Below are 20,403 nucleotides of genomic sequence, written 5' to 3'. Positions count from 1 at the left end.
AAAATACAAACAATGGCAGGACTTATAAATATAGGAGTAGCTGAGATCGCAATTGGAGCAATTGCAGTTGACGGTGGGATGGGGACGACCCTTGCACCATTAGGTTACACAGAAGAGGGATCAGCACAGTTAAACATGGATGATCCGACTGAAACAGAATTCAATGTAGAAGAAATAGATACTCCATTATGGATCGAATCTAAAGCCGGGAAAATTGCTGTTGCCTTTAAGGTTGCTGATCCGGACGAAGATACTTTAGTGAAAGTATTTGGAGGAAGCAAAACTGGTACAGGCGCAACGGCAGTTTATAGTTGGCCAATTACTCCAGTTTCTATTGAACGTTCTATCAAATTCACTCCAAAAAAGGGGATGGGGTTAAATATTCCTCGTGCAAAGATTACCGCAAAATTCTCTTCGGAAATTGGTAGAGGCGCATTGCTGGGTGTTGACGTAACCGGAACGGTACTACAGCCAACAAAAGCAGATGAACCAGCAATCACCACTTTCAGAGTATAACAGAATTCTAAAACTAAATAGAAAAGCCTATCTGATTAGGTAGGCTTTTTTTCAATAAAAATTACATGGAAAATCAAGAGCAAGAAGAACTGAATATTTTATCCGGAAAGGGCTATGAATTCGAAACGATTCTTTTTGGCAAAATCAAGAAATGGAACACTGGGAAAATGACGCTCGGAAAAATGCTGAAACTTTCTCGGGTTTTTATAAAAATAAAAATTGATGAAGCGGAAATCTTTAGTCAAGATCCTTCAGTAATGATAGCGGCTCAGTATAAATCTGTTAGCGACAATGCTAAATTACTTGTAGATGCAGTCTACATAGCAATTGAAACTGAATTTCCTAAATGGGTTAGAATCATGAGTTTTATTTATAAGCCAATCATAAAAAAACATTTACTGAATTCTATTAATTCTGCTGAATTATCAGAATTCGCACTGCGGTTATTGCAAAATTCAGATTACAAAAATTTTCTAAACTCTACGGTATTAATGAACGGGAATCGACCGACCAAAGCGATACCGATAGAGAAAACGGTCTAAAAACAATCTACGGAGTTATGGGGCAGATCTGCCACCACTTCGGATGGACATTAGACTACCTGCTTTGGGAAGTAGACTGGCGTATTGTACAGCGAATGCTTATTGATGCACCAAGCTACGAAAGTGAAGAAGAGAAAAAAGAAAAGAAAAAACCTGTCATAAATCTTTCTGAGCAAACCTCAGAAGATTTTCTACAACAATTATTTAAATAATGAATACCAGTCAAGGAGCCTTATATTTTGGAGCAGGAATAGACTTGCAACAATGGCGTAGAGACGTTGACTCTATGCGTAGAGATATTGTAGGATTGACCAATACGACTGTTCAGCAGACCCAGCAAATGGACTCTGCATTCAAAAATCTTTCTGTAGGTATTGCTGGATATTTCTCTGTGTCAGCCCTTCAAGGTTTCGCTATGGAACTTATTAGTGTTCGTGGAGAATTTCAAAAGACTGAGATTGCCTTCTCTACTATGTTAGGAAGTGGTGAAAAAGCGCGTGTCTTAATGGGGCAAATGGTAGATCTGGCTGCAAAAACTCCATTTTCACTACAAGATGTTTCTGCAGGCGCAAAACAATTATTAGCGTTTCAGATACCAGCGAATCAAGTTGTTGATGTTTTGACCAGAATGGGGAATATCGCTGCTGGGCTTGGAGTTCCATTGAGTAGAATTAACCTTGTATACGGTCAAGTAAAAGCAAAAGGTAAATTAATGGGTGATGACCTCCGCCAGTTCACGGAGGCGGGAATTCCAATGGTTGCTGAATTGGCTAAGAAATTTGGGAAAACTACTTCAGAAATCACGGAAATGGTTTCTGCCGGTAAAATTGGATTCAAAGACGTTCAAGATGTTCTTTTTGCAATGACAAATGAAGGAGGAATGTTTTTCAATCTTATGGAAAAGCAATCAAAATCACTTTCCGGACAAGTTGCGAATTTAGGCGATGCATGGGACCAGATGCTTAATAAAATAGGTCAAAGTAGCGAAGGATTTCTATATGGGTCAATAGAGAGTTTAACATACCTTATTGAGAACTATAGAGAAGTTGCAGAAATACTTTTAGAACTGGTTGCGGCATATGGAATCTATAAAGCAGCTGTTATTGCTACAAGCGTTATTTCCACAACTTACAATAAGACGATTGCTTCCGAAATAGCCCTGCTGGGTATTTCAGACAAAATGAAGCTGGGAAGGGCAATGGTGACCCAAAGACAGACGGAAGCCACAGCAAGGGATACTGCCGCTGAATTAGCAAGTACAAGAGCTAAATACGCAGCTTTACAGGTTGAGGTTTCGAGTTTAGCAGTAAAAAAACAATCGGCAATACAGTCTGGAATTGCTGCAACAGCAAAAGCACAAGAAGCACGAGTTCAATTAGCTTATGCTAGAATGGAATTGTCTTCAATTCAGGCAACCGGAACAGCAAGACATATAGAGATCGCTCAAAAAAGAGTAACAACAGCTCAAAATGCGGTTATCGCTACTCAGGAAACGGCTTCAATTGCTAGGAAACGAGCACTTGCAGCAGCTACTGAATTTAACGCTGCTAAACAGCAATTAGAAAACACAGCACAAGCCGTGGGAGTTGCGGAAAAAACAGCAGCGACGGCAGCGGAAGTAGCACAGGTTGCTGCCAAAAACGCAAACGCAATCGCAACAACCAGATTAACATTCCTTCAAAATTTACAGACTTTAGCGACTAGGATAGGAGCCGAAGCTCAGGCATTGTTAAACAGAACCATACTTGCCAATCCATACGCCTTAGCCGCAGTATTAATAGCAGGGATGACTTATGCTATTTATAAACATGCTACAGCTCTTACTGCACTTCAGGAAATACAAAACAAATTCAAAGAAGAGCTTTCTCAGACCAACGTAGGAGTAAATGAACAAATCACAAAGTTAAATTCATTGATTGCTGTCATAAAAAAGCAATCAACTTCATATGATGAAGCGAAAAAGATTTTAGCACAGGTCAACTCTCTTACGAATAACCGTATTGAAGGACTTACCATTGAAGCGATAAAAACCGGACACGCCGACGCAGCAATTAAGGCATACACTAAAAGTCTTTATAGACAGGCAGAAGTAATGCTTAAAGTTCAGGAGATTGCAAAATTAGAGGAACAAAGGAAGAAACTCAAAGAAGATATTGCTGACGAAACATTTTTAGAAAGAGCGAGTGCGACTCTTAATCCATTTGATGCAAATTATTTCGAGAAAGGATTTCAGGGGGCAAAAGAAAAAGAACTAAAAGCCATTGACAAAACACTTGCTGACTATAAAGGAGATGTTGAAAAGGCGGTTAAGGACGGCCTTGATCTGTCCGGAACTACTATAGAAGCTGAGGGACCCAAGGTGAAGTTAGGAATTCTCGAGGGTTTAAATGAGGAACTGAAAGCAGCCAATGAGGCTATTCAAAAAGCAGGATCAGATGCTGAAATAAACAAATGGATTAAAGTCCGTGATAGAATTCAGGCAAAAATTGACTCATACGGAGTAAAAAAGAAAAAGCCTAAAGAAGAAAGACAATTAGCGGAAATATTCCCTGTTGGTTCTCCAAAACAAATTCAACAACAGATCCAATTGCTCGATGAAGCAATGGCACAGGTTGAAAAGGGTATGGTGAAGATTCGTAAGCTGGATAAATATGGAAGCGACAAAGATAAAAAAGGAAATCCTTACCTAACAGGTGAACTAGTAAGTCTGGAAGAAGCTGGTAAAAGGAAAGAAGCGCTTGAAGATAAGCAAAAATCGCTTCAATATAAAAACTTCCAAGAGCGAATCGATGAATCCGAAAGACAATGGAATAATTTCTATAAAATGTCTGAATTCTATGGCAAGGCAACCGCTGATGCTCAGTATAAAGATTTGTTCAAAGGATCACAAAGTTACCTTCAGTATTTAGAAAAGATACAGCAAGCACTACTAGACAAGCAAGCAGTAGGAGATATTTTATCAGAAAAAGACAAAAACAATCTGGTATTCATCCAGGATAAAATCAATAGTTTAAATGGACAAGAAACCCCTTTGGAGAATTTTAAACGGGGAATTGATAATGCAGTGAAATCAATACCGTCACTAGTTGATCAGTTGGGTTATTTGGAAAAAGCTCAGGATGAAGCTTTCAACAAAGAGGGGTCAAATAGTAATTTATTTCTTCAAGAAAAATCATACTTAGAACAGCGAAAAAGAGACGTACTACAATCTCAGAAAGACTTATATAATGACTTCATAAAAGAGCAGGAAACATTTGAATCCAAGAAATCAACAATCGAGCAAAAATACAATGACATCCGTAAGAAGATAGGGGAGAACTCAACCTTTTCTGATGACGAAAGAATAAGACTTCTTGACACCGCAGCAAAAGAAGAAGCAAAAGAATATTCAGATGCTTTTTTAAATGTTTTCAAGAAAACAAAATTATGGGAAAAAGCATTTAGTGATATAGATTCTCTTACAAAAAAAGAAATATCACAATTAATACCCGTTTTAGAGGCTCAGATTTCTCAGTTGATAAAACTTGACGCTCCAATTGCTGAGATTGAAGGCTTTAGGAAAAAACTGGAAGAATTGAAGACTTTTTCAACAGGCTCAAATCCCATCACCAGATTAATCGCAAACTTTAAGGAACTAAGAAAGAAAATTAAAGAAGGAACAGCGACTCAGGCTGATTTCCAAAGATTAAGAGATAATGTTGATGAGGTCGCGGTTTATGTTAGAATGGCAACAGAAGCAGCCAAAGAATTATCAGAAGCTTTAGGGATAGGGGACAAAGGAGGTCCTTTCGAAAAGTTCGCAAAAGATTTAACTCAAACGATTGAAGGTCTGATCAACGCTATTGTTGGCTATTTCACTGGAAATATGCAGCAAATGGTAGGTGGTATTATCCAAATGGTTGTTGGAGTTATCAAAATGCTATCGACGGCTGGTGATGGAAGAAAAGAAAAGAGTATACGAGCTTGGAAAAGGGCTGTTGACGATTTAAAGTTTGCATACGAAGAATTGCAGATGATAATTGAAAAAACTGCCGGCGAAGGGCAGTTGGCAATGCAACGTGATCTCATTTCAAATTTAAAGGAACAACAAAGAATCCTTCAAGAAATGAGATCAAAAGAAAGCGCTAAGAAAAAAGCAGATCAAGAGAAAATTGCAGGATTTACACAACAGATCAACGATATTAATCTTCAGATTCAACAGTTAATCGATGACTTTCAAACGAGCGTCACGACAATCGAATTTAAAGATTTCTCAAAGAAAATAGCAGATGCTTTGATAGATGCTTTCGGAAAGGGTGAAAATGCGGCCGCTTCTTTTGAGAAGGTTGTAGATGACGTGATGAGAAATGCTGTAGCAAATGCTTTGAGAATTAAAATTCTGGAGCCGGCTGTTAAGAATATGGTTGATAGTCTTTATTCATCGATGGGTTTTGGCGGTACAGGAGGAGCCACAACTCAACAGGCTAATCAATTAAAAGCTTTTCAAGATCAAGTGGCATTAATTGATAAAAAGCTTCTTAGCGCAAATACTATATCAGCAGTTTCGCTAAACTCAATAAAAGCAGATTTACTTGAGCAAATAAAGATTCTTCAACAACAAATTGCGGCAAATGCTGTGTCCGGTTCTTATGATGGATTAACACAAGAGGAGCGAGATAAAATTAAAGCTCTTGGAACTGATGCAATGAATCAGTATACAGCGGCTTTACAACAATACCAGGATTTGTTTGGGGCTGCCTCAGAAAATGCTCAGGGATTGAAGGGAGATATCAAGGGTATCACTGAGAAAACGGCCGGAGCTCTTGAAGGCCAATTCAACGCTGTCCGTATAAACATCGTGGCTGTTCTGAAAATAATGCAGGGAAATCAGATTTTGTCAAATGCTCAAACAGCACTACTATCCCAAATCGAGGTCAACACACGAAATCTTCATCAGATGAGAAAGGATCTCGCTGAAATGAACTCTAAAATCAAACCGGGGTTAGCCGGAATACCATAATGGAAACGAAAGAAATACTAAAGCTGGCAACAGATATAAATCTGTGCAAGCCATGGCAGGAGAAGATGAAGAACGACCTGTCTTTGAAGAATCTTTGTCAGATGTACTTTGATGGTGACGACTGGTCAATGGAGAATGATTTTCCCAACATCGAAACCCTGCGAAATTTCAAGGGAAAAACAGAAATACACGGATTGTTTGCCGATTACATTGGGATGCCGAATGTCAGCAGCAAAATGGCATTTTTTGGGGATTCAGATGTGAAATTAAACTTCGTTGGTTTTGCAAAAAAACAATATGTATCAGTGTTGATTTTGCGCCACAATGTAAAAGCAAAAATCACAGCTTCAGATAATGCAATTGTTATCATCAATATTCTGGATAATGCTGAGGTTGAAATCGAAGCAGTTGAAAATAGTAGAGTAGATGTTTTCAGCTACGGAAACAGCAATATAAAATATTCAGGTGATGTAAGAATTCACAAATCAAGTTTCAAAAAATGAGTGAAGTAAAGGTTTCATTGAACGGTAAGAATTTTAAAGACTTCGAAGTTTATGTTTCGGAGTACAATAATCTTGTCGGAAAACTTGAAAGAAAAGACATTACTACATATGATTGGGCTGAGTATCACGGTTCATCACCGGATCTAAGAAAACCAAAATTTAAAGAAAGGCAGCTTGAATTGAAATGTTTCATAAGAGGTGATAATTGGGAATCATTATTCGGGAATTTTAAAGATTTTATTATTGAAGAATTCTCAAAACCCGGCACACAGAGATTACATATTAAGCCTTTTGGAGGTAAAACGCTTGCTTACGAAGTTTATGTAAAAGATGAGATTATCCCTGAAAAGACCTTCAGGAATGGTGAAATGTTCGGTGTGTTCTCAGTAAAAATGATTGAACCTAATCCGATCAAAAAAGTATTGCGAACAATGCTTGATCAGTTCAGTCTTTCGTATGAAATTGATTCGGAAACGGAAATATTCATGGGTGATGGTACTAAGCAGATAGGCCGCGGAAATGTAAGCTTTACGAAAACGTATTCACAACCGTCTTATCAAGGTTCCGGGATATCACTGATTGCAGCAAGTGGCGTAAACAACACTTACTACGAGGCGTATACTATCCCTACTGAAAATAACATCTATGAATTCTCAGTAACAGCAATTCTCACATCGCCAAAAAATATTGTCTTGTATGTGATTGGAAGGACCGCATCAGGGACATATGAAGCTATCGCAGTAAGTGCCATTTACAATGGAAAAACAGGCAAAAACACCCTTTCCGTAATTGAGCAGTTAAATTTCAACGATTACGGCAAGTTCATATTTAAAGTTTTAGACTCAGCAGGAAACGAAGTCCCGGGAATCACCTTTGAAAATCCCAGAATCGAAACAGCAGAAGTCCTGGGAGAATGGCAGGACATGACAGGAAAAGAAAAAATAATAATCATAGCGGGTAATATCGAAGACTTAAAAAGCCTCGATACACCAGCAGAAGTACTTTGGAATAAAATATAAAACAATGGGAGTAATAAACGGAAATAATAATCAGGTAACAGTTATAGTGAATGACATGGTGCCGCCTGAAAATATTGCAACAATTGATAAGGGAACTGTAATAGGCAATACCTATGACAAAATTCGAATTGATGATAAAATGGATGAGGTTGATCAGAAGTTATTAGATATTCAAAATTTGGTTGAGTCAGACTTCAAGGGAACGGTTTCGCCAAGCACGCCAGCACCTACAGAGGACGGCTCTTATAAGCCTGAAATATCTTCGGAAGATGATAAACCGACTGATCCAAATAGTACAGTAGATTGGGGGACAATATATCCTAACTTAGGAAATCTTAGGGCTAAAAGCGGTTATTTGACAATGTTCTACAAAAAAGGCACAGCATGGTCAAGATCAGAAAGTAAAATACCAACAGAAACAGAACTTTTTGAACTAGCTCAAGGAGGAACACTGCCAAGCCAAAATTTATTTAATATAGTTGATCCTACCATTCAAAATGACACCGCTATCTATGATACAACCTGGGTGATAACTACAGGATTAACGGGTTTCAAGATGTCTGGATGGATTCCTGTTTCACCTAATACACAATATACTTGGCTAAAGTATGGATTAGGTGGGAAAAATATGCAATTCACAGATGCTTCAAAAGTTAAAGTAGGTGGAGTTAAGGTTGGTACTACTGGTAATCCAAATGTGAGATTTAGCTTTACTACACCTTCTAATTGTTATGGCATTTATTATACATGCAAATCGTCTTCAGAAGGAAGTATTCCTCCTAATATGATGTTAGTTCAAGGTACAGGATTGCAATCGGATGGTATTACTGAATTAAACTTTGTGCCTTTTGGAGATGTTACATATGAAGGCAATGAAATAATAGCGGTTACAGGAAAAGTGTTGGTTGCTGATAGACTTTCAGCAGGGGCCCAATTAGATGGAAAAGACATAGCAACAATTGAAAGTGTCAATCAAGTCTTAAAAAATAAAAAAGTAGCTTGGTACGGAACTTCAATACCCGCAGGCTACCCAAATGATGGCAATAAGGATGTGTATTCTTACGCGAATAGAGCTGTTATAAATTTAGGTGGTACAATTCAGAATTATTGTGTCCCAAATGGTACTATTAGGGCTAAGAAGGCAAATGGAAGCTCGATGAGCGGAGGGCGTGACGCTTTAGCATTTACAAATACGAGCGCTGTTGTAAATTATCAGGCTAGTATGTTGAATTTAATTGGTACAGCAAATGAGCCGAACTTATGGGTTTTTGATTTTGGCGTTAATGATTTGCAAGAAGATGTTTCTGACTTTACAACATTACCTACAACGAATTCTATAGATGTTAATACATTCTATGGGGCATATAATTTTGTGTTACAAAAGCTGTTTCAATCAAAGCCAACGGCTAGGGTGTTAATCTTATCACATTTTTCTAATGATAGCAACACAACCACGGGGTATTATAAGCCCGTTAACGATGTGGTAAAAGTGATCGCTGATAAATGGGATATTGAAAGACTTTATGTTCATGAGAAGTCACAATTCGTGAACAACGGATTAGTTTCAGTTTTTGGAGCCGGAAAACAGATTCCAGACGGCATCCACCCTGGGAGTGACACGACATTGGGTGCGGTTAAGATTTTAGAAAAAATTGTAACGGAAAAGATGAAAAGTGTTTATATATAATTCTCAAACGCAATTTATCTAACAATGAACAACATAACTCTATATAGGAACGGCAGCCCTCTTTTCAATTTAATTGAAAGAGGGAAACGTTCTGTGGATTCAGCTTCGCTTAACCGTGTTTTACTCTCTGATGATTCGGTTTCGTTCAAGCTGACATCTTCAGATATTTTGGAAATTAGGATTAATGATTACTTTGTTTTGTTTGGCTCAGTTTATAGAATCAATTCACTTCCAACATATTCTAAAAAAAGCGATTCAGAATACGAATATAATATAGTCGCTCAGGGATTAATGTTCGATCTTCTTCGTTGTAAATTTTTCAATGCAGACGGCACCGGATTTAAAACAGATACAGATTTTCCGCTTATTGGGACCATTGAAACATTTCTGATTTGCCTCAAAAACAATATGGAACGGTTTTCTGCAGGTTGGGAGGTCGGAAATTTCACTAATGGAGAAACAAAAACGCTGACATTCGGTGATGATACCTGTCTTTCTGCGCTTCAAAAAATCTGTAATGAATTCAAAACGGATTTCTGGATTAAAGTTGAGAACGGAAAGTTTGTAATTCATACCGGAGACTACGGAAAAAAGGTGCCGATTAAATTTGAGTACGGAAAAGGCAAAGGACTTTATTCTCTGTCACGAAATAATGTAGACGAAAACGACATAATCAATCGCCTATATGTTTCAGGAGGTTCCGAGAACATCCCGAATGAATATCGAAATTTCAGCACTAAACTAAAGCTACCCGGCGCGGACTATTTGGAAGATCCAGCAGCGATTGCTTCGTTTGGACTTAAAGAAGGTTCAATCACTTTTGATGATATTTACCCGCATAGAACAGGAAAGGTTACTGTTTTAGGAGATACAAAGTTCAAGTTCGCAGATAATACCATGGACTTTGATTTGAACGAAAAGGAAGCTGATGGAGTTACTACAAAATATTTGGTTCCGGGAACATCTGCTAAAGTTCATTTTAATACCGGAAATTTAGCCGGCTATGAATTCGAGATCAAAAAAGGAGGGTACAATCATGCGACAAAGACCTTTGAGATAATTCCTTTCAAAAACGATCAGGGCCAGAGTTTTCCAGATGAAACATCAGCCGCTTTTCAATTAGCGGTAGGTGATGAGTATGTTATTTTGGACATCGTGATGCCGAAAGTATACATCGACAATGCTGAGAATGAGCTTCTGGTAAAAGGGCTTGAACAATTCGATTTACATAAAAACGCAAAAGTTTCTTATGATCTTGAAGTAGATCCAGCCTACATGGAAAAAATAGGACTCGGAAGATTTGATATTGGCGATTATATTCAGGTTTATGATCCAATTTTCGGAATTGACAAAGTGCTTAGGGTGAATCAAATTACAACTGACTTCATTCAAAGCGGAGATTACAATCCTTTCCGGACAAAGATTGTAATTGCAGATTCATACGAGATCAATTATAGCTCTCAACTTATTCTGGATATCAAGGAGATTAAAAATGTAATGTCAATAACCAACCTTGGTCAGATTAATTATTCAAAGCTAGGTTTAAAGACAACACAGGAACTGCAGAACCTTGTTTTTGATACTGACGGCTTCTTTGACCCGGAAAACATCCGGCCGAACTCTATTGAAACAAATATGTTGACAGTAGGAGCAAAAAGCCAGCAGATAAGCTGTTCAGTAGTATTCTTTGTCATGTTTGAAAACAATAAGAATAAGGTCAAAGTAAATGCAGGACTTATTTACTCTCAGACATTTGAAAAGACCTGGAATATTCCTGAAGATATTGTAACGATTTCGGATGATCAATATCGCTATGTGTATGCTGCATGTTCAAAGACTGACAATACAGCATCTATGGTTTTTACCCAAGATAAAAAGCTATTTGATGAAGACGCAAATGATTATTATTTCTTAATAGGGATTCTTCACTCAGTTGTTGACAACGTGCGTGTTCTTTCTATAACTGTGGGAACTACAACTATAAATGGAGGATTGATAAGAACCGGAATAATAGCATCACTGGATAATGAAATGCAGATAAACCTTGATCAAAAAAGAGTGACTGCAAAAATCACCTTTTTAAATGGCTCCGATGGCTTCACTTCAATTGATGGTGGAGTAGTAACAAGTGAAAGGATAGAGGTTGGCGACGGAACCGAAAGAAATGCATTCATTTCCGGAATTACCGATGTTGGTGATGAAAGTATAAGGTTTGCTGCAGGTGCGGATTATGACCATAAAGATGATGCGCCCTTTAAAGTACTTGATAATGGAAAGTTAATTGCGGAAAACGCAGATATAAAAGGTGTAATTAATGCTACATCAGGCACTTTTTCCGGAACCATCAACGCATATGCAGGAACGTTCGGAAGTGTTGTTACTAATAAATATTTCTCAATCACCGCAAATGGATTAGAAACACCTAAAGGCTGGATTGTGGCGGGTGATTATTCTCCTTCAGGAGATAAAAAGCTCGTTCAAATATCAGGAGCGGATGTTGGCATACCAGTGATGATTGTTAACGAAAAACCAGATGGATATTTTCATACCAGTTTATACTTGAGTGCTAAAAATGGGACAGGAGGAAATATCGCCTTAGATATACCGAATGGAGGAATCCGTGTAGCCGGACAAATTGGGCGTAATGGTGCAATCAAAGTAAAGGATGTGGACGGAAATGATCTATTTCTCTCTGTAGTTAATGGCATAATTACAAATACAATCTAAAAATTATAATAAAAACCCCTCTAAAATGAAATGGCGAATCCAAACACAAATCAAATTGGAAAAATACAAAGTCTTATTGCAAAGAATCCAGTGGCCTTCATCGCTGCTGTATTCTTTCTAATGTTTTGGATAACATACTTCATCAATCTGGATAGTAGTAAAGAATCAAAAGAAGATTATAAAACTCTATACAATGAAGAAAGACGCAAAAATGATAATTTAAATTACCAACTCTTGATAAAAGCTGGAATTATAGAACGAAACAACGAAGAAATGAAGCTTGCAGACAGTACTCTAAGAAACCAAACACAGGAGCAGGCGAAAACAATTTTAAAACAAGCAAAATGAAAAATAAAGCAGTTATAGCAATTTTAGCTTTGATTATAGTCGCACTGGTTGCGAACCTGATCGGCGGATGGTTTACCTTAGGTAAAGACGATCGCATCGTAGAAGAATCTGGAAAAAATATAGACACGATTTATCTCAACACGTATGTGAATCCCAAGGATAGTACAACGCATGGAAATTTTGAGCAGAAGGAAGGAGAAGTCGTAAAAAACTACATCACTAAGAATTACATGACTTATGTGAGCGATACGCTTGCGCCAGCTCTGAATATTGCTCAGGAAAAAATAGATGAATTGACCCGGGCAAAATTTACACTGGAGGGACAATTGAAAGCAACCAAGACAGAGCTGGATGTCAATAAAAAGGCGCGTGTATTTTATGAAAACAAATACATGCAGATAGTCTCAAATACAGCAGATAGCACGGTGGAATACAAGTACAACGCTATTGTAGATGTCGTGAAGTATCAAGACCGTAAATGGCTTCTGGGGAAGGAAAATACTTACATTGACATTTCCTCACCGGATAAGAATATGAAAATAAACGGGGTGGAGCATTTCAAAAAGCGAATCGATGTTAAACCAAAACGATTTGGGATTGGGATTCAGGCTGGGTATTATTATGTTCCGGCAGCAAATCAGTTTTATCCCGGTTTTGGCGTAGGACTTTCTTATAATTTAATCCGTTTATGACTGTTTAAAATCAATAATTGACAAAATACTTGAAAAATGAAAACACTAACAGAAAATGATTATATCAACGCGGCTAAAGAATTGGGTTGCGAAGTTGCGGCGATAAAGGCTGTAGCTGAAGTTGAAAGCCGAGGATCGGGATTTCTTCCATCCGGAGAGCCGAAGATACTTTTTGAGCGTCATAGGTTTTATAAATACACGAATAGCAAGTACGCGATTTCCCATCCAGATATTTGTAATAAAGCACCCGGAGGCTATGGAAAAGAATCTGATCAACACCTGAAACTTCAAAGAGCATCTACATTAAATAGAGAAGCTGCTCTGATGTCTTGTTCTTGGGGCCGGTTCCAAGTGATGGGAGATAACTGGCAAAAGCTGTGTTATAAGTCTCTACAGGAATTCATAAATAAAATGTACGACTCAGAAGCTGGGCAATTGGATGCATTTGTGAGATACATTAAAGCTTTCGGCCTACAAGCGCACCTCCGGAATAAAAACTGGACCTTATTTGCGAAAGGGTACAATGGCCCCGGATATAAAGCAAATGACTACGATGTAAAAATGCAAGCTGCTTATAATAAGTATTCAAAAATTTAACAAAATATCCTCAAAAGTGAGGAGAAATGATTTGATATTTTCTCATAATTTTGAATAACAAAATTACCATATAATGAACAAGACTATTAAGTTAAAAAGCCCAGCAATAAGTGAATGGATTTATACTGAATGCAATTCAGTAGGGAAAAAACAAGATGGATTAAAGAGTGACACTCAAAAGTTTCATATTTCAGAGCTATCACAAGAGGAGGCTCAGCAATATGCTGAAGAATATAAAAAGACATTCCTCGAAAAATACCATTTGATTAAAAAGTAAAAAAATCCCCACTTATTAGGTGGGGGTCTCTATTTTTTTTTCAACCGTTCAATTTCCTCATTCTGAAGTTTTATATAAGCATTAAGATTATCTATTGTACGGATGTAAAAAGCTTCATTTTTAACAGGAATAGGCTTCGTTATAATATCACCTTCGTAGATTTCCATGACTGGAACATCTAAAAATCGAGCTATTTTATCCCATTCTCTTCTGAGCATCTTTACTTCTCCACTTTCTCTTCTATTATAGTTCGATACGTCAGTCGCAATGACATCTGCCATTTGTTGCTGAGTGTAGCCCTTCTCTTTTCGAAGTTGCATTAATTTTTCCTTTTTCATATTTTGAGTTTTCACAAATGTGCTAAAAAATTATCAAAACGAAATATGGTAATCCGTATTTTTTGAGGACAACTTTTTAACGCCCTTCAATTCTGTAAAAATTAATTTTGATATAAAAAGTATCAATTTATATTTTGATGATGTTTCATTTTGTATCAATTTTGATACATGAAACTTAGAGGGACCATAGTAGAAGAAACGACTCCGAATTCCAATTCAATGATTATCCGTTTTGATGATGATCCAAAAAGGCGACATTTTGAGGTTAAATGTAGTTTTAACCCTCATGACCAAGGCTTCCGGAATTGGGAAACAATTGACATGTGGATAAAATGGGATAGTGAAGTATTCGAGGATCCAAAGACAAAGAAGAAGTCATACTTTACACATCTGACATGTGATAAAGCGGTTGAATTTAATTCCCCCTATATTAAATAAAACAAAGGCGTGAGGTTTTGATCCTACGCCTTTGTTTTATTTCGGCAACATAATCATCCTATGATTAGCTCCTTCTCTGATTACTATTTTATTTTCATCTACCATTTGCTGAAGAAAGGCGTTACGATCTTCGATTGACAGATTCAATATATGGTCAAAATCATCCATCTTATTGCCTCCGTTACCTCCGTTTTTAATTTGTTTCGCCTTAACTATTTCGATTATATGTTTTTCGAGTTCTTCTATGTCCATGAGACAAAGATAATTATTACTGAGATAACATCCAGCGCAAAAAGTAAGCGACTGCAGCAAGCTGTATCCAGGCTAAAACACCTATCATTCGCATTTGGCCGTCTTCATGTTGAAAAAACAGACAGTCTTTAATGAATTGTTTCATGGTTTCAAATTTAGTTTTATTGTTTATTGGTTGGTTGTGGGTTGCCGTAATTAATAAAGTTCAAACAAATGAAATACGAGGTCATTTATTTGTATTGTACCTATGAATCTTGAGGTATTGGATGGCATTGGGTACCCGGTTCCAAGAACGTAAAATCTTCTAAATTCGACATCGTTTGTAGTTTCAACTTCAACCCACATACATGGATTTTCATTTTGATTTTGAGCACTTAGAATTTTAGCATGAACTGGCATTTCTATAATTTGAACATCTAAAGTTATTTCTAATTGATATTTATAAATTGTTTTCATTTCTCTTCTTTTATTGTTAGTTCTTTTTCCATAAAATCTACAAATCCCTGCATATCTTTTAATTGAGAGTTTCTGGCTTGCTGTAATTCTGCATCTGCTTGCTTAAATTTTTTAATACACTTTTTACAGCACACCAAATCTTTATCACCAGTAGAGTTTCCATCAATAATATAAGTCCCGCAATACCCATAATCACTAAATGTTTCATCATCATTTGGGTTACTGAAGGGATCATAATGTGTTGCTAAATTTCCCATTTTTATTGTTTTAAATTTGCTTTGTTAATGTATTCTGATTCGTCCAAATTGAAGATGTTGAAGTGATTTGAGACTAGATATTGAAAGTGACCATATGGAAGCTTACTGATATACTTTTCAAACCCATAAACTTTAATCCAGTGCTCTCTTTCGTGGGTTAAGAAATCAATGTGATCGTTAAATCCTGCTTTTATTAATTCTTCCTTTGTTAGGTAGGATAGGTCGTAGAGGATAGGTTTGGCGGTTGGAGACCATATATTTATAACATTTTTGTAATCTGATCTTTCGCTTAATAGCGTTGGTTTATGAGGATAGCTATTGTCTATTTTTAATCCAACTAAAGTCCATGCATTTGTAATATCGACTGAATCACGATTTGATATGAATTTCAACCCATACGGCAGATAAGCCGAGTATATTTTCAATTGTTCTTCTTTTGTTTTCATAGCTAGTAAATTGGTGGCTTATCTTCAATTATTGCTTTGTAATGTGTCACTTCAATAAATCTTCTGTCATCAGTTCCAACCGGTAACCATGTATTGCCAGATCTAGCATATTTTGCGATTATTGATTTAGAATAATGAGTCGAAATAACTTTGTATTTTCCACTTACTGGTAAATCATCTTCACTTTCAATCTTTATCCAGCCGTTGTTGTTTTCGATTCCGGATAGCGAAGTCGGGCGACTTCCAGAAACGTACTTACCAGGTCCAATATTCTTCGCTTTTCCAATGAAGTTCCAGTTGTTAAATTCTTCATCTGTCAGCAATTCAGTATCACCTACATATATCCCATCAGTATTAATTCCTGATTTAAGACTATCGTATCTTTCTCCATATGCTTCTTGTATCTTCTGCTCTTTTGTCATGATTTAAGTATTTTACAGATTATTGATTTCTCAGGGTTGAAGGTGCGGGATTCTGCTTCTTGCCACTTTTCATACGTGTATCCTGCGTTTATTCTTTCGTTAAACGGATTCTCGCCCCAATAATACCCTTGTGCTTCGATAGCAGATTTGAAGGAGTCTAAGGCTTTTGATGTTATGTTTGATTCCTCATTATTGTGGAGATAATAAGTCATTTTACAACCTGGTATTTTTAAAACAAACTCTTCCGCCACTTCATCTGTAAATTCTGAGCCTTTGCAGATTAGCCCATACTTATCTTTGGTGTATTCATGGCTTAAATCGTAATAATATTGATATTTGAAAAATTCCAATGCTGCTAAATTTTCAAAACCCACAATAAGGAGTCTTTCTTTTAATTCTAATTCTATCTGTTTCATTGGTTTGTTTTTAGTTTAACTGGATAATATTTTTCAAAGATTTCCTGAATATCTTTACTAGCTTCTCTAAGATCACCGATCTTTATCATTTCCGAGTTATATTCATCATCTTGTTCCGATGGCCGATCATCATCGTCATAGTTTCCAAATGGTGTGTCACAGCCACAATACAGGCATACCCAATCAATAAAAGGAGTAACCTTATCACATTCTAAGCAGAATTCTAAATGGCAGTAGATAGGTTTACAATTCATTTTATTTTTTAATTAGTGAGTGTAAAAAGCTTATCAGTTCCGGGGATTGGTCTTTTAGATAGGGCTTTGAGAGATCCCAGGCATGCTCAAACATACCATAGTCGGTATGGTAGAAAAGACCTTTTATTCCAGTATCTGGAAAATTATAAATGTAGATAGCGTAATTTTCGCCAAACCATTCCAGAACATCGTTAAGCATTATTTCATCATCATTAATATGATTCACTACATATTTTGATAATTCATTATTGCTAGTCGTACCCATGAATATACCACCCATAAATATCCGGTAACAATTATTTTCACTATCTTGGATTCTTTCAGCTTTTATTGAGTTTTTCAGCATTGGGAGCTTCTCCCGTATATCGGCTGTTAATTCTTCTAGCTGTTTCATATTCCAATAGTTTTTAAAGCAGAGGGGGTTAGTTCAATGTTTGCGTTTACTATGGATTCAATTGTTTTACCCTTCACAAGTGCAAAATGGACACATACCTTATCATGTTCTACAGATTGAACACCGTTTGTTATGCAAGGCCTAAACCCTTCGAACAAAACCTTTTCTTTGGCTTTAAACCATTCGTTTGATATAAAATAAGGCAACGGAATATTATGCTCATCACACGGAACAAACATTCCAAGCGTTAAAGGCTGTTTTAGGAAAGTAGCGTAATTCCGAACAACCTCTTTAAATTCGCTTGTAGACTGTTTTATGCTTAATTGATCTAAAACAAAGTCCGTCATTGGTTGTAGTTTCATGATATAATGTTTTCAGGGTTGGTAATTGTGTCTATGTCAACTCCATAAATCGGTTGACAACAATCATCAATTTTTAGAAGTGTAGCTTTCTCCGCTATTCTCTTCTGCTGCTCCTGCTGGACTAGGTCACAGGCTTCGAAAATGTATTCATCAATATCAATATCATATTCTATGCAGCAATTCTTTAAATCATTCCAATCTTCGAATTCTCTCGTTTTCGCGTACTCGTCAAATATTCTTTGTTTCTCTGTGTGCATGGCTATAGTTTTTCTAGTTCTTGTTTTACTTCCTTCCAATAAATCAGATTGTTTTCTAAATAATTTACCGCCTTTCGTTCTAAATTAATTCTATCTTGAACATTTTGTAACTCGGACATTATTTCGTCAACGGTTATTTTAGTGCATTCAATTACCAAACTCCTCTCCGTCCCTAATGATATTTGTGATGGAGTTACTTGGTAAAATTTATTTTTTAATTCCTGTGCTTTTTCTTTTGGTGTCATAGTATTGTATTTAGTTTAAAAGGCCCCGAAGGGCCATGATTAGTTAGCAGCCGCAATGAGATACAGGATAAGAATCATAAACTTTATAAGGAGGTTCTGAACCTTGCCCCATCATAGTATTCCAAACAACATTAAAAAGATGCCCATCAACCCAAACACATGAATTTCCCATTGGGGAATAATAACTATCATGGCACTGGATAAAGGCGTCATTTGGACCTAATTTAGATTCTTGACCTTTAGATCCAGCTTTAACTAGCTCAGTAGCTTTATTGGCTAATTCTTGATTGTTAACCGCTGTGTCTTCGTTTGAATTTTGACATGAAGTCAGAATTACCAGCGTCAATACGCCGATTGAAAATAGTTTTTTCATTGAATAAAAAGTTTATATTTTTGCCTACGTTGAACCGGTGCAGACTTACCGTGTATAATTGATTTTACCTAGGATCGGTTAGTTTAGCTCTGTGGCTTCTTGAACATTTAAGCATATGACGAATCTTCCCTAACAGCTTCTACAGGTGACAATCCTTCCATGAAATAGCATAAAAATGCATCAGTGTCTAATTGCTTATATGCTGTATTAATATCTTTATCTTTGAAACCATATTCTATACATACTTTCCAAATCCATTCTCTATATCCATATGGATATTGTTTTCCGTTTAAATAATTTCTATTTTCCATGATTATTATTTTATTGAGTTAAGTAATTTTTCCAATTCTTGTTTTAAATACGGTACATGCTCAATATGATCTTCTGTGTTTTCTTCTGTGAATTCAAATTTTGCATTTTCGTGGATATACTCTAATGATTTTTGACAACGTTCCAGCATCTCCTTCATCTCCTGCTCTCTGTCTGGGACTTCACAAAGCCAGTAATTAGGATAAGCTAGTAGCTCATCAACATGCCAGTTCTTCATTACTGATCCAAATATAGCTTTACCCTTGTCTGTGAAATATTCATTTGTTTTATCAGGCAGTCTTTCCGACACCGCCACCTTAATGTATTTTGTTTTACTCATGATTTGTTGTTTAGTAGTTTTAAATTAATTCTGGTTTTTGATCCATTTTATACACCTTTTCAATTCTTTTATCTTGACTGCCTTAAATTTTATTTTTTTAAGAATCTGATCCCTCATGCCTTTGAGTTCTGTATTTTTTGAATCTATTTCAAGATCTAATTTTTCATTCTCATAAATTGATAGCATATCTTCAAGGTTCCAAATTGTTTCATTTTTCATAATCTATTTAGCTAGTAGTTCAGCGCATTCCTCGCAGTAGATTAAATTATTCTCGCTGTATTTCATTTCCTCGAATGATAATATATTTTTGCATTTCTTGCATTTGTCTTGCATTGGCTCTTCTGGTAAAATATCCCAATGTGTTGGTACGGTTTTTATACCGCTGTCATCACGCCATTGAGCTTTACCTTCAGCATTTGGGTGATAGGTTCGCCATGATGCTGTTATGGGGCTGTAATGTTTCCAATGACATACAATAATTCTTGTCCCGTCTTTAGGTGCTGTGTTAATAGGTTTCCAATTCATATTTATATTTTTTATAAAGTTTTCGGAATTCAGAAAATCTTGCGTTTAAAAGATTATATTCTTCTCTCAATTCATTGTAGGTTCTTAATTCATTACAATACGACCGATTACAGGACATTCTAAATTTTATTAATCTCTCAATCTTATCCATATTTATTTTAATTTCTTTCGCTCTTAATCCTTGAGATTCTGTTTGAAATAAATTAAATAACTCAGCTACAAAAACTGATGCTCGTAATTTATCATTAGAAAAGAAATTAACAGAAACACCATTTTCAACAAGAGTGTAGATACGCTGAATATTATAGTTTTTTACAGCGTAATTAAATATTTCAATTGATGTATTTTGAAATATGTACTTTAAAACGTTTAATTGTTTCTCGTTTAAATAAATGGCTAACTTTTGCATAAT

30 protein-coding genes are annotated in these 20,403 nt (G+C 36.3%); 12 read left to right on the top strand and 18 right to left on the bottom strand.

Annotated features, from left to right (window positions below; all coding sequences use genetic code 11):
- Positions 1–12 precede the first annotated feature (12 nt).
- From HHL23_RS09475 to HHL23_RS09420, 12 genes are all read left to right on the top strand, one after another.
- On the top strand, positions 13–516 hold the full coding sequence (locus HHL23_RS09475) for a hypothetical protein (RefSeq protein WP_169234569.1): 504 nt from the start codon (positions 13–15) through the stop codon (positions 514–516).
- Positions 517–581: 65 nt separating this feature from the next.
- Positions 582–1,058, top strand: coding sequence for a hypothetical protein (locus tag HHL23_RS09470; RefSeq protein ID WP_169234568.1), 477 nt, complete (start codon positions 582–584; stop codon positions 1,056–1,058).
- A 17-nt stretch (positions 1,059–1,075) separates the two neighbouring features.
- The gene (locus tag HHL23_RS09465) at positions 1,076–1,270 is read left to right on the top strand and encodes a hypothetical protein (protein WP_169234567.1); all 195 of its coding nucleotides are present in this window, start codon (positions 1,076–1,078) and stop codon (positions 1,268–1,270) included.
- Entirely contained in the window at positions 1,270–6,057 is a 4,788-nt protein-coding gene (locus HHL23_RS09460) for a tape measure protein (protein ID WP_169234566.1), read from the top strand. The genes HHL23_RS09465 and HHL23_RS09460 overlap by 1 nt, the downstream gene beginning before the upstream one ends.
- Complete coding sequence (locus HHL23_RS09455; RefSeq protein ID WP_169234565.1) at positions 6,057–6,560, top strand: hypothetical protein; 504 nt, start codon at positions 6,057–6,059, stop codon at positions 6,558–6,560. Before HHL23_RS09460 ends, HHL23_RS09455 begins: the two co-directional genes overlap by 1 nt.
- Positions 6,557–7,579, top strand: coding sequence for a hypothetical protein (locus HHL23_RS09450; RefSeq protein WP_169234564.1), 1,023 nt, complete (start codon positions 6,557–6,559; stop codon positions 7,577–7,579). The genes HHL23_RS09455 and HHL23_RS09450 overlap by 4 nt, the downstream gene beginning before the upstream one ends.
- 4 nt (positions 7,580–7,583) lie before the next feature.
- Entirely contained in the window at positions 7,584–9,266 is a 1,683-nt protein-coding gene (locus HHL23_RS09445; RefSeq protein ID WP_169234563.1) for an SGNH/GDSL hydrolase family protein, read from the top strand.
- Between the two features lie 24 nt (positions 9,267–9,290).
- On the top strand, positions 9,291–11,993 hold the full coding sequence (locus tag HHL23_RS09440) for a phage tail protein (RefSeq protein ID WP_169234562.1): 2,703 nt from the start codon (positions 9,291–9,293) through the stop codon (positions 11,991–11,993).
- A gap of 30 nt (positions 11,994–12,023) precedes the next feature.
- Entirely contained in the window at positions 12,024–12,341 is a 318-nt protein-coding gene (locus HHL23_RS09435; protein WP_169234561.1) for a hypothetical protein, read from the top strand.
- 29 nt (positions 12,342–12,370) lie between these two features.
- Complete coding sequence (locus HHL23_RS09430) at positions 12,371–13,033, top strand: DUF6808 domain-containing protein (RefSeq protein ID WP_169234560.1); 663 nt, start codon at positions 12,371–12,373, stop codon at positions 13,031–13,033.
- A gap of 36 nt (positions 13,034–13,069) precedes the next feature.
- Positions 13,070–13,630 carry an N-acetylmuramidase family protein gene (locus HHL23_RS09425; RefSeq protein WP_169234559.1) on the top strand — a complete coding sequence of 187 codons (561 nt, stop codon included), beginning with the start codon at positions 13,070–13,072 and terminating at the stop codon, positions 13,628–13,630.
- Positions 13,631–13,703: 73 nt separating this feature from the next.
- Positions 13,704–13,907 carry a hypothetical protein gene (locus HHL23_RS09420; protein ID WP_169234558.1) on the top strand — a complete coding sequence of 68 codons (204 nt, stop codon included), beginning with the start codon at positions 13,704–13,706 and terminating at the stop codon, positions 13,905–13,907.
- A gap of 29 nt (positions 13,908–13,936) precedes the next feature.
- Here HHL23_RS09420 and HHL23_RS09415 read toward each other — a convergent pair whose 3' ends face one another.
- The 18 genes from HHL23_RS09415 to HHL23_RS09330 all read right to left on the bottom strand — a co-directional run bounded on the left by HHL23_RS09415 (position 13,937) and on the right by HHL23_RS09330 (position 20,400).
- Positions 13,937–14,245, bottom strand: a complete 309-nt coding sequence (locus tag HHL23_RS09415; RefSeq protein ID WP_169234557.1) for a helix-turn-helix transcriptional regulator — start codon at positions 14,243–14,245, stop codon at positions 13,937–13,939.
- 474 nt (positions 14,246–14,719) lie between these two features.
- Positions 14,720–14,935 carry a hypothetical protein gene (locus HHL23_RS09410; RefSeq protein WP_169234556.1) on the bottom strand — a complete coding sequence of 72 codons (216 nt, stop codon included), beginning with the start codon at positions 14,933–14,935 and terminating at the stop codon, positions 14,720–14,722.
- Positions 14,936–15,130: 195 nt separating this feature from the next.
- Complete coding sequence (locus HHL23_RS09405) at positions 15,131–15,391, bottom strand: DUF7352 domain-containing protein (protein WP_169234555.1); 261 nt, start codon at positions 15,389–15,391, stop codon at positions 15,131–15,133.
- On the bottom strand, positions 15,388–15,648 hold the full coding sequence (locus HHL23_RS09400; RefSeq protein WP_169234554.1) for a hypothetical protein: 261 nt from the start codon (positions 15,646–15,648) through the stop codon (positions 15,388–15,390). The genes HHL23_RS09405 and HHL23_RS09400 overlap by 4 nt, the downstream gene beginning before the upstream one ends.
- A gap of 2 nt (positions 15,649–15,650) precedes the next feature.
- Positions 15,651–16,094, bottom strand: coding sequence for a hypothetical protein (locus tag HHL23_RS09395; protein WP_169234553.1), 444 nt, complete (start codon positions 16,092–16,094; stop codon positions 15,651–15,653).
- A 2-nt stretch (positions 16,095–16,096) separates the two neighbouring features.
- The gene (locus HHL23_RS09390; RefSeq protein WP_169234552.1) at positions 16,097–16,516 is read right to left on the bottom strand and encodes a hypothetical protein; all 420 of its coding nucleotides are present in this window, start codon (positions 16,514–16,516) and stop codon (positions 16,097–16,099) included.
- Positions 16,513–16,932 (bottom strand): hypothetical protein, encoded by a 420-nt coding sequence (locus tag HHL23_RS09385; protein WP_169234551.1) that lies wholly within the window; start codon positions 16,930–16,932, stop codon positions 16,513–16,515. Before HHL23_RS09385 ends, HHL23_RS09390 begins: the two co-directional genes overlap by 4 nt.
- A complete protein-coding gene (locus HHL23_RS09380; protein WP_169234550.1) occupies positions 16,929–17,186 on the bottom strand; it encodes a hypothetical protein in 258 nt (85 codons plus the stop codon). The genes HHL23_RS09385 and HHL23_RS09380 overlap by 4 nt, the downstream gene beginning before the upstream one ends.
- 1 nt (position 17,187) lies before the next feature.
- Positions 17,188–17,580 carry a hypothetical protein gene (locus HHL23_RS09375; protein ID WP_169234549.1) on the bottom strand — a complete coding sequence of 131 codons (393 nt, stop codon included), beginning with the start codon at positions 17,578–17,580 and terminating at the stop codon, positions 17,188–17,190.
- Positions 17,577–17,942, bottom strand: coding sequence for a hypothetical protein (locus HHL23_RS09370; RefSeq protein WP_169234548.1), 366 nt, complete (start codon positions 17,940–17,942; stop codon positions 17,577–17,579). The genes HHL23_RS09375 and HHL23_RS09370 overlap by 4 nt, the downstream gene beginning before the upstream one ends.
- Positions 17,939–18,199: a hypothetical protein gene (locus HHL23_RS09365; RefSeq protein ID WP_169234547.1), complete on the bottom strand. Its 261-nt coding sequence runs from the start codon at positions 18,197–18,199 to the stop codon at positions 17,939–17,941. The genes HHL23_RS09370 and HHL23_RS09365 overlap by 4 nt, the downstream gene beginning before the upstream one ends.
- Positions 18,200–18,201: 2 nt before the next feature.
- Positions 18,202–18,444, bottom strand: coding sequence for a hypothetical protein (locus HHL23_RS09360; RefSeq protein WP_169234546.1), 243 nt, complete (start codon positions 18,442–18,444; stop codon positions 18,202–18,204).
- 43 nt (positions 18,445–18,487) lie between these two features.
- Positions 18,488–18,817 (bottom strand): hypothetical protein, encoded by a 330-nt coding sequence (locus HHL23_RS09355; protein ID WP_169234545.1) that lies wholly within the window; start codon positions 18,815–18,817, stop codon positions 18,488–18,490.
- A gap of 107 nt (positions 18,818–18,924) precedes the next feature.
- On the bottom strand, positions 18,925–19,128 hold the full coding sequence (locus tag HHL23_RS09350; protein ID WP_169234544.1) for a hypothetical protein: 204 nt from the start codon (positions 19,126–19,128) through the stop codon (positions 18,925–18,927).
- A 5-nt stretch (positions 19,129–19,133) separates the two neighbouring features.
- The gene (locus HHL23_RS09345) at positions 19,134–19,466 is read right to left on the bottom strand and encodes a hypothetical protein (protein ID WP_169234543.1); all 333 of its coding nucleotides are present in this window, start codon (positions 19,464–19,466) and stop codon (positions 19,134–19,136) included.
- Between the two features lie 24 nt (positions 19,467–19,490).
- Positions 19,491–19,685, bottom strand: a complete 195-nt coding sequence (locus HHL23_RS09340; RefSeq protein ID WP_169234542.1) for a hypothetical protein — start codon at positions 19,683–19,685, stop codon at positions 19,491–19,493.
- 3 nt (positions 19,686–19,688) lie between these two features.
- On the bottom strand, positions 19,689–19,991 hold the full coding sequence (locus HHL23_RS09335) for a hypothetical protein (protein ID WP_169234541.1): 303 nt from the start codon (positions 19,989–19,991) through the stop codon (positions 19,689–19,691).
- Complete coding sequence (locus HHL23_RS09330; protein ID WP_169234540.1) at positions 19,972–20,400, bottom strand: hypothetical protein; 429 nt, start codon at positions 20,398–20,400, stop codon at positions 19,972–19,974. The genes HHL23_RS09335 and HHL23_RS09330 overlap by 20 nt, the downstream gene beginning before the upstream one ends.
- Positions 20,401–20,403 lie beyond the last annotated feature (3 nt).

This window comes from Chryseobacterium antibioticum, from assembly GCF_012927325.1.
GTDB lineage: Bacteria > Bacteroidota > Bacteroidia > Flavobacteriales > Weeksellaceae > Chryseobacterium > Chryseobacterium antibioticum.
Note: the sequence above shows the minus strand (reverse complement) of the source record. Positions and strands in the feature narration are given on the sequence as shown.

Coding starts and splice junctions, on each gene's coding strand:
- HHL23_RS09475 (WP_169234569.1), top strand. CDS start 13: ATGGCAGGACTTATAAATATAGGAGTAGCTGAGATCGCAATTGGAGCA.
- HHL23_RS09470 (WP_169234568.1), top strand. CDS start 582: ATGGAAAATCAAGAGCAAGAAGAACTGAATATTTTATCCGGAAAGGGC.
- HHL23_RS09465 (WP_169234567.1), top strand. CDS start 1,076: ATGGGGCAGATCTGCCACCACTTCGGATGGACATTAGACTACCTGCTT.
- HHL23_RS09460 (WP_169234566.1), top strand. CDS start 1,270: ATGAATACCAGTCAAGGAGCCTTATATTTTGGAGCAGGAATAGACTTG.
- HHL23_RS09455 (WP_169234565.1), top strand. CDS start 6,057: ATGGAAACGAAAGAAATACTAAAGCTGGCAACAGATATAAATCTGTGC.
- HHL23_RS09450 (WP_169234564.1), top strand. CDS start 6,557: ATGAGTGAAGTAAAGGTTTCATTGAACGGTAAGAATTTTAAAGACTTC.
- HHL23_RS09445 (WP_169234563.1), top strand. CDS start 7,584: ATGGGAGTAATAAACGGAAATAATAATCAGGTAACAGTTATAGTGAAT.
- HHL23_RS09440 (WP_169234562.1), top strand. CDS start 9,291: ATGAACAACATAACTCTATATAGGAACGGCAGCCCTCTTTTCAATTTA.
- HHL23_RS09435 (WP_169234561.1), top strand. CDS start 12,024: ATGGCGAATCCAAACACAAATCAAATTGGAAAAATACAAAGTCTTATT.
- HHL23_RS09425 (WP_169234559.1), top strand. CDS start 13,070: ATGAAAACACTAACAGAAAATGATTATATCAACGCGGCTAAAGAATTG.
- HHL23_RS09420 (WP_169234558.1), top strand. CDS start 13,704: ATGAACAAGACTATTAAGTTAAAAAGCCCAGCAATAAGTGAATGGATT.
- HHL23_RS09415 (WP_169234557.1), bottom strand. CDS start 14,245: ATGAAAAAGGAAAAATTAATGCAACTTCGAAAAGAGAAGGGCTACACT.
- HHL23_RS09410 (WP_169234556.1), bottom strand. CDS start 14,935: ATGGACATAGAAGAACTCGAAAAACATATAATCGAAATAGTTAAGGCG.
- HHL23_RS09405 (WP_169234555.1), bottom strand. CDS start 15,391: ATGAAAACAATTTATAAATATCAATTAGAAATAACTTTAGATGTTCAA.
- HHL23_RS09400 (WP_169234554.1), bottom strand. CDS start 15,648: ATGGGAAATTTAGCAACACATTATGATCCCTTCAGTAACCCAAATGAT.
- HHL23_RS09395 (WP_169234553.1), bottom strand. CDS start 16,094: ATGAAAACAAAAGAAGAACAATTGAAAATATACTCGGCTTATCTGCCG.
- HHL23_RS09390 (WP_169234552.1), bottom strand. CDS start 16,516: ATGACAAAAGAGCAGAAGATACAAGAAGCATATGGAGAAAGATACGAT.
- HHL23_RS09385 (WP_169234551.1), bottom strand. CDS start 16,932: ATGAAACAGATAGAATTAGAATTAAAAGAAAGACTCCTTATTGTGGGT.
- HHL23_RS09380 (WP_169234550.1), bottom strand. CDS start 17,186: ATGAATTGTAAACCTATCTACTGCCATTTAGAATTCTGCTTAGAATGT.
- HHL23_RS09375 (WP_169234549.1), bottom strand. CDS start 17,580: ATGAAACAGCTAGAAGAATTAACAGCCGATATACGGGAGAAGCTCCCA.
- HHL23_RS09370 (WP_169234548.1), bottom strand. CDS start 17,942: ATGAAACTACAACCAATGACGGACTTTGTTTTAGATCAATTAAGCATA.
- HHL23_RS09365 (WP_169234547.1), bottom strand. CDS start 18,199: ATGCACACAGAGAAACAAAGAATATTTGACGAGTACGCGAAAACGAGA.
- HHL23_RS09360 (WP_169234546.1), bottom strand. CDS start 18,444: ATGACACCAAAAGAAAAAGCACAGGAATTAAAAAATAAATTTTACCAA.
- HHL23_RS09355 (WP_169234545.1), bottom strand. CDS start 18,817: ATGAAAAAACTATTTTCAATCGGCGTATTGACGCTGGTAATTCTGACT.
- HHL23_RS09350 (WP_169234544.1), bottom strand. CDS start 19,128: ATGGAAAATAGAAATTATTTAAACGGAAAACAATATCCATATGGATAT.
- HHL23_RS09345 (WP_169234543.1), bottom strand. CDS start 19,466: ATGAGTAAAACAAAATACATTAAGGTGGCGGTGTCGGAAAGACTGCCT.
- HHL23_RS09340 (WP_169234542.1), bottom strand. CDS start 19,685: ATGAAAAATGAAACAATTTGGAACCTTGAAGATATGCTATCAATTTAT.
- HHL23_RS09335 (WP_169234541.1), bottom strand. CDS start 19,991: ATGAATTGGAAACCTATTAACACAGCACCTAAAGACGGGACAAGAATT.
- HHL23_RS09330 (WP_169234540.1), bottom strand. CDS start 20,400: ATGCAAAAGTTAGCCATTTATTTAAACGAGAAACAATTAAACGTTTTA.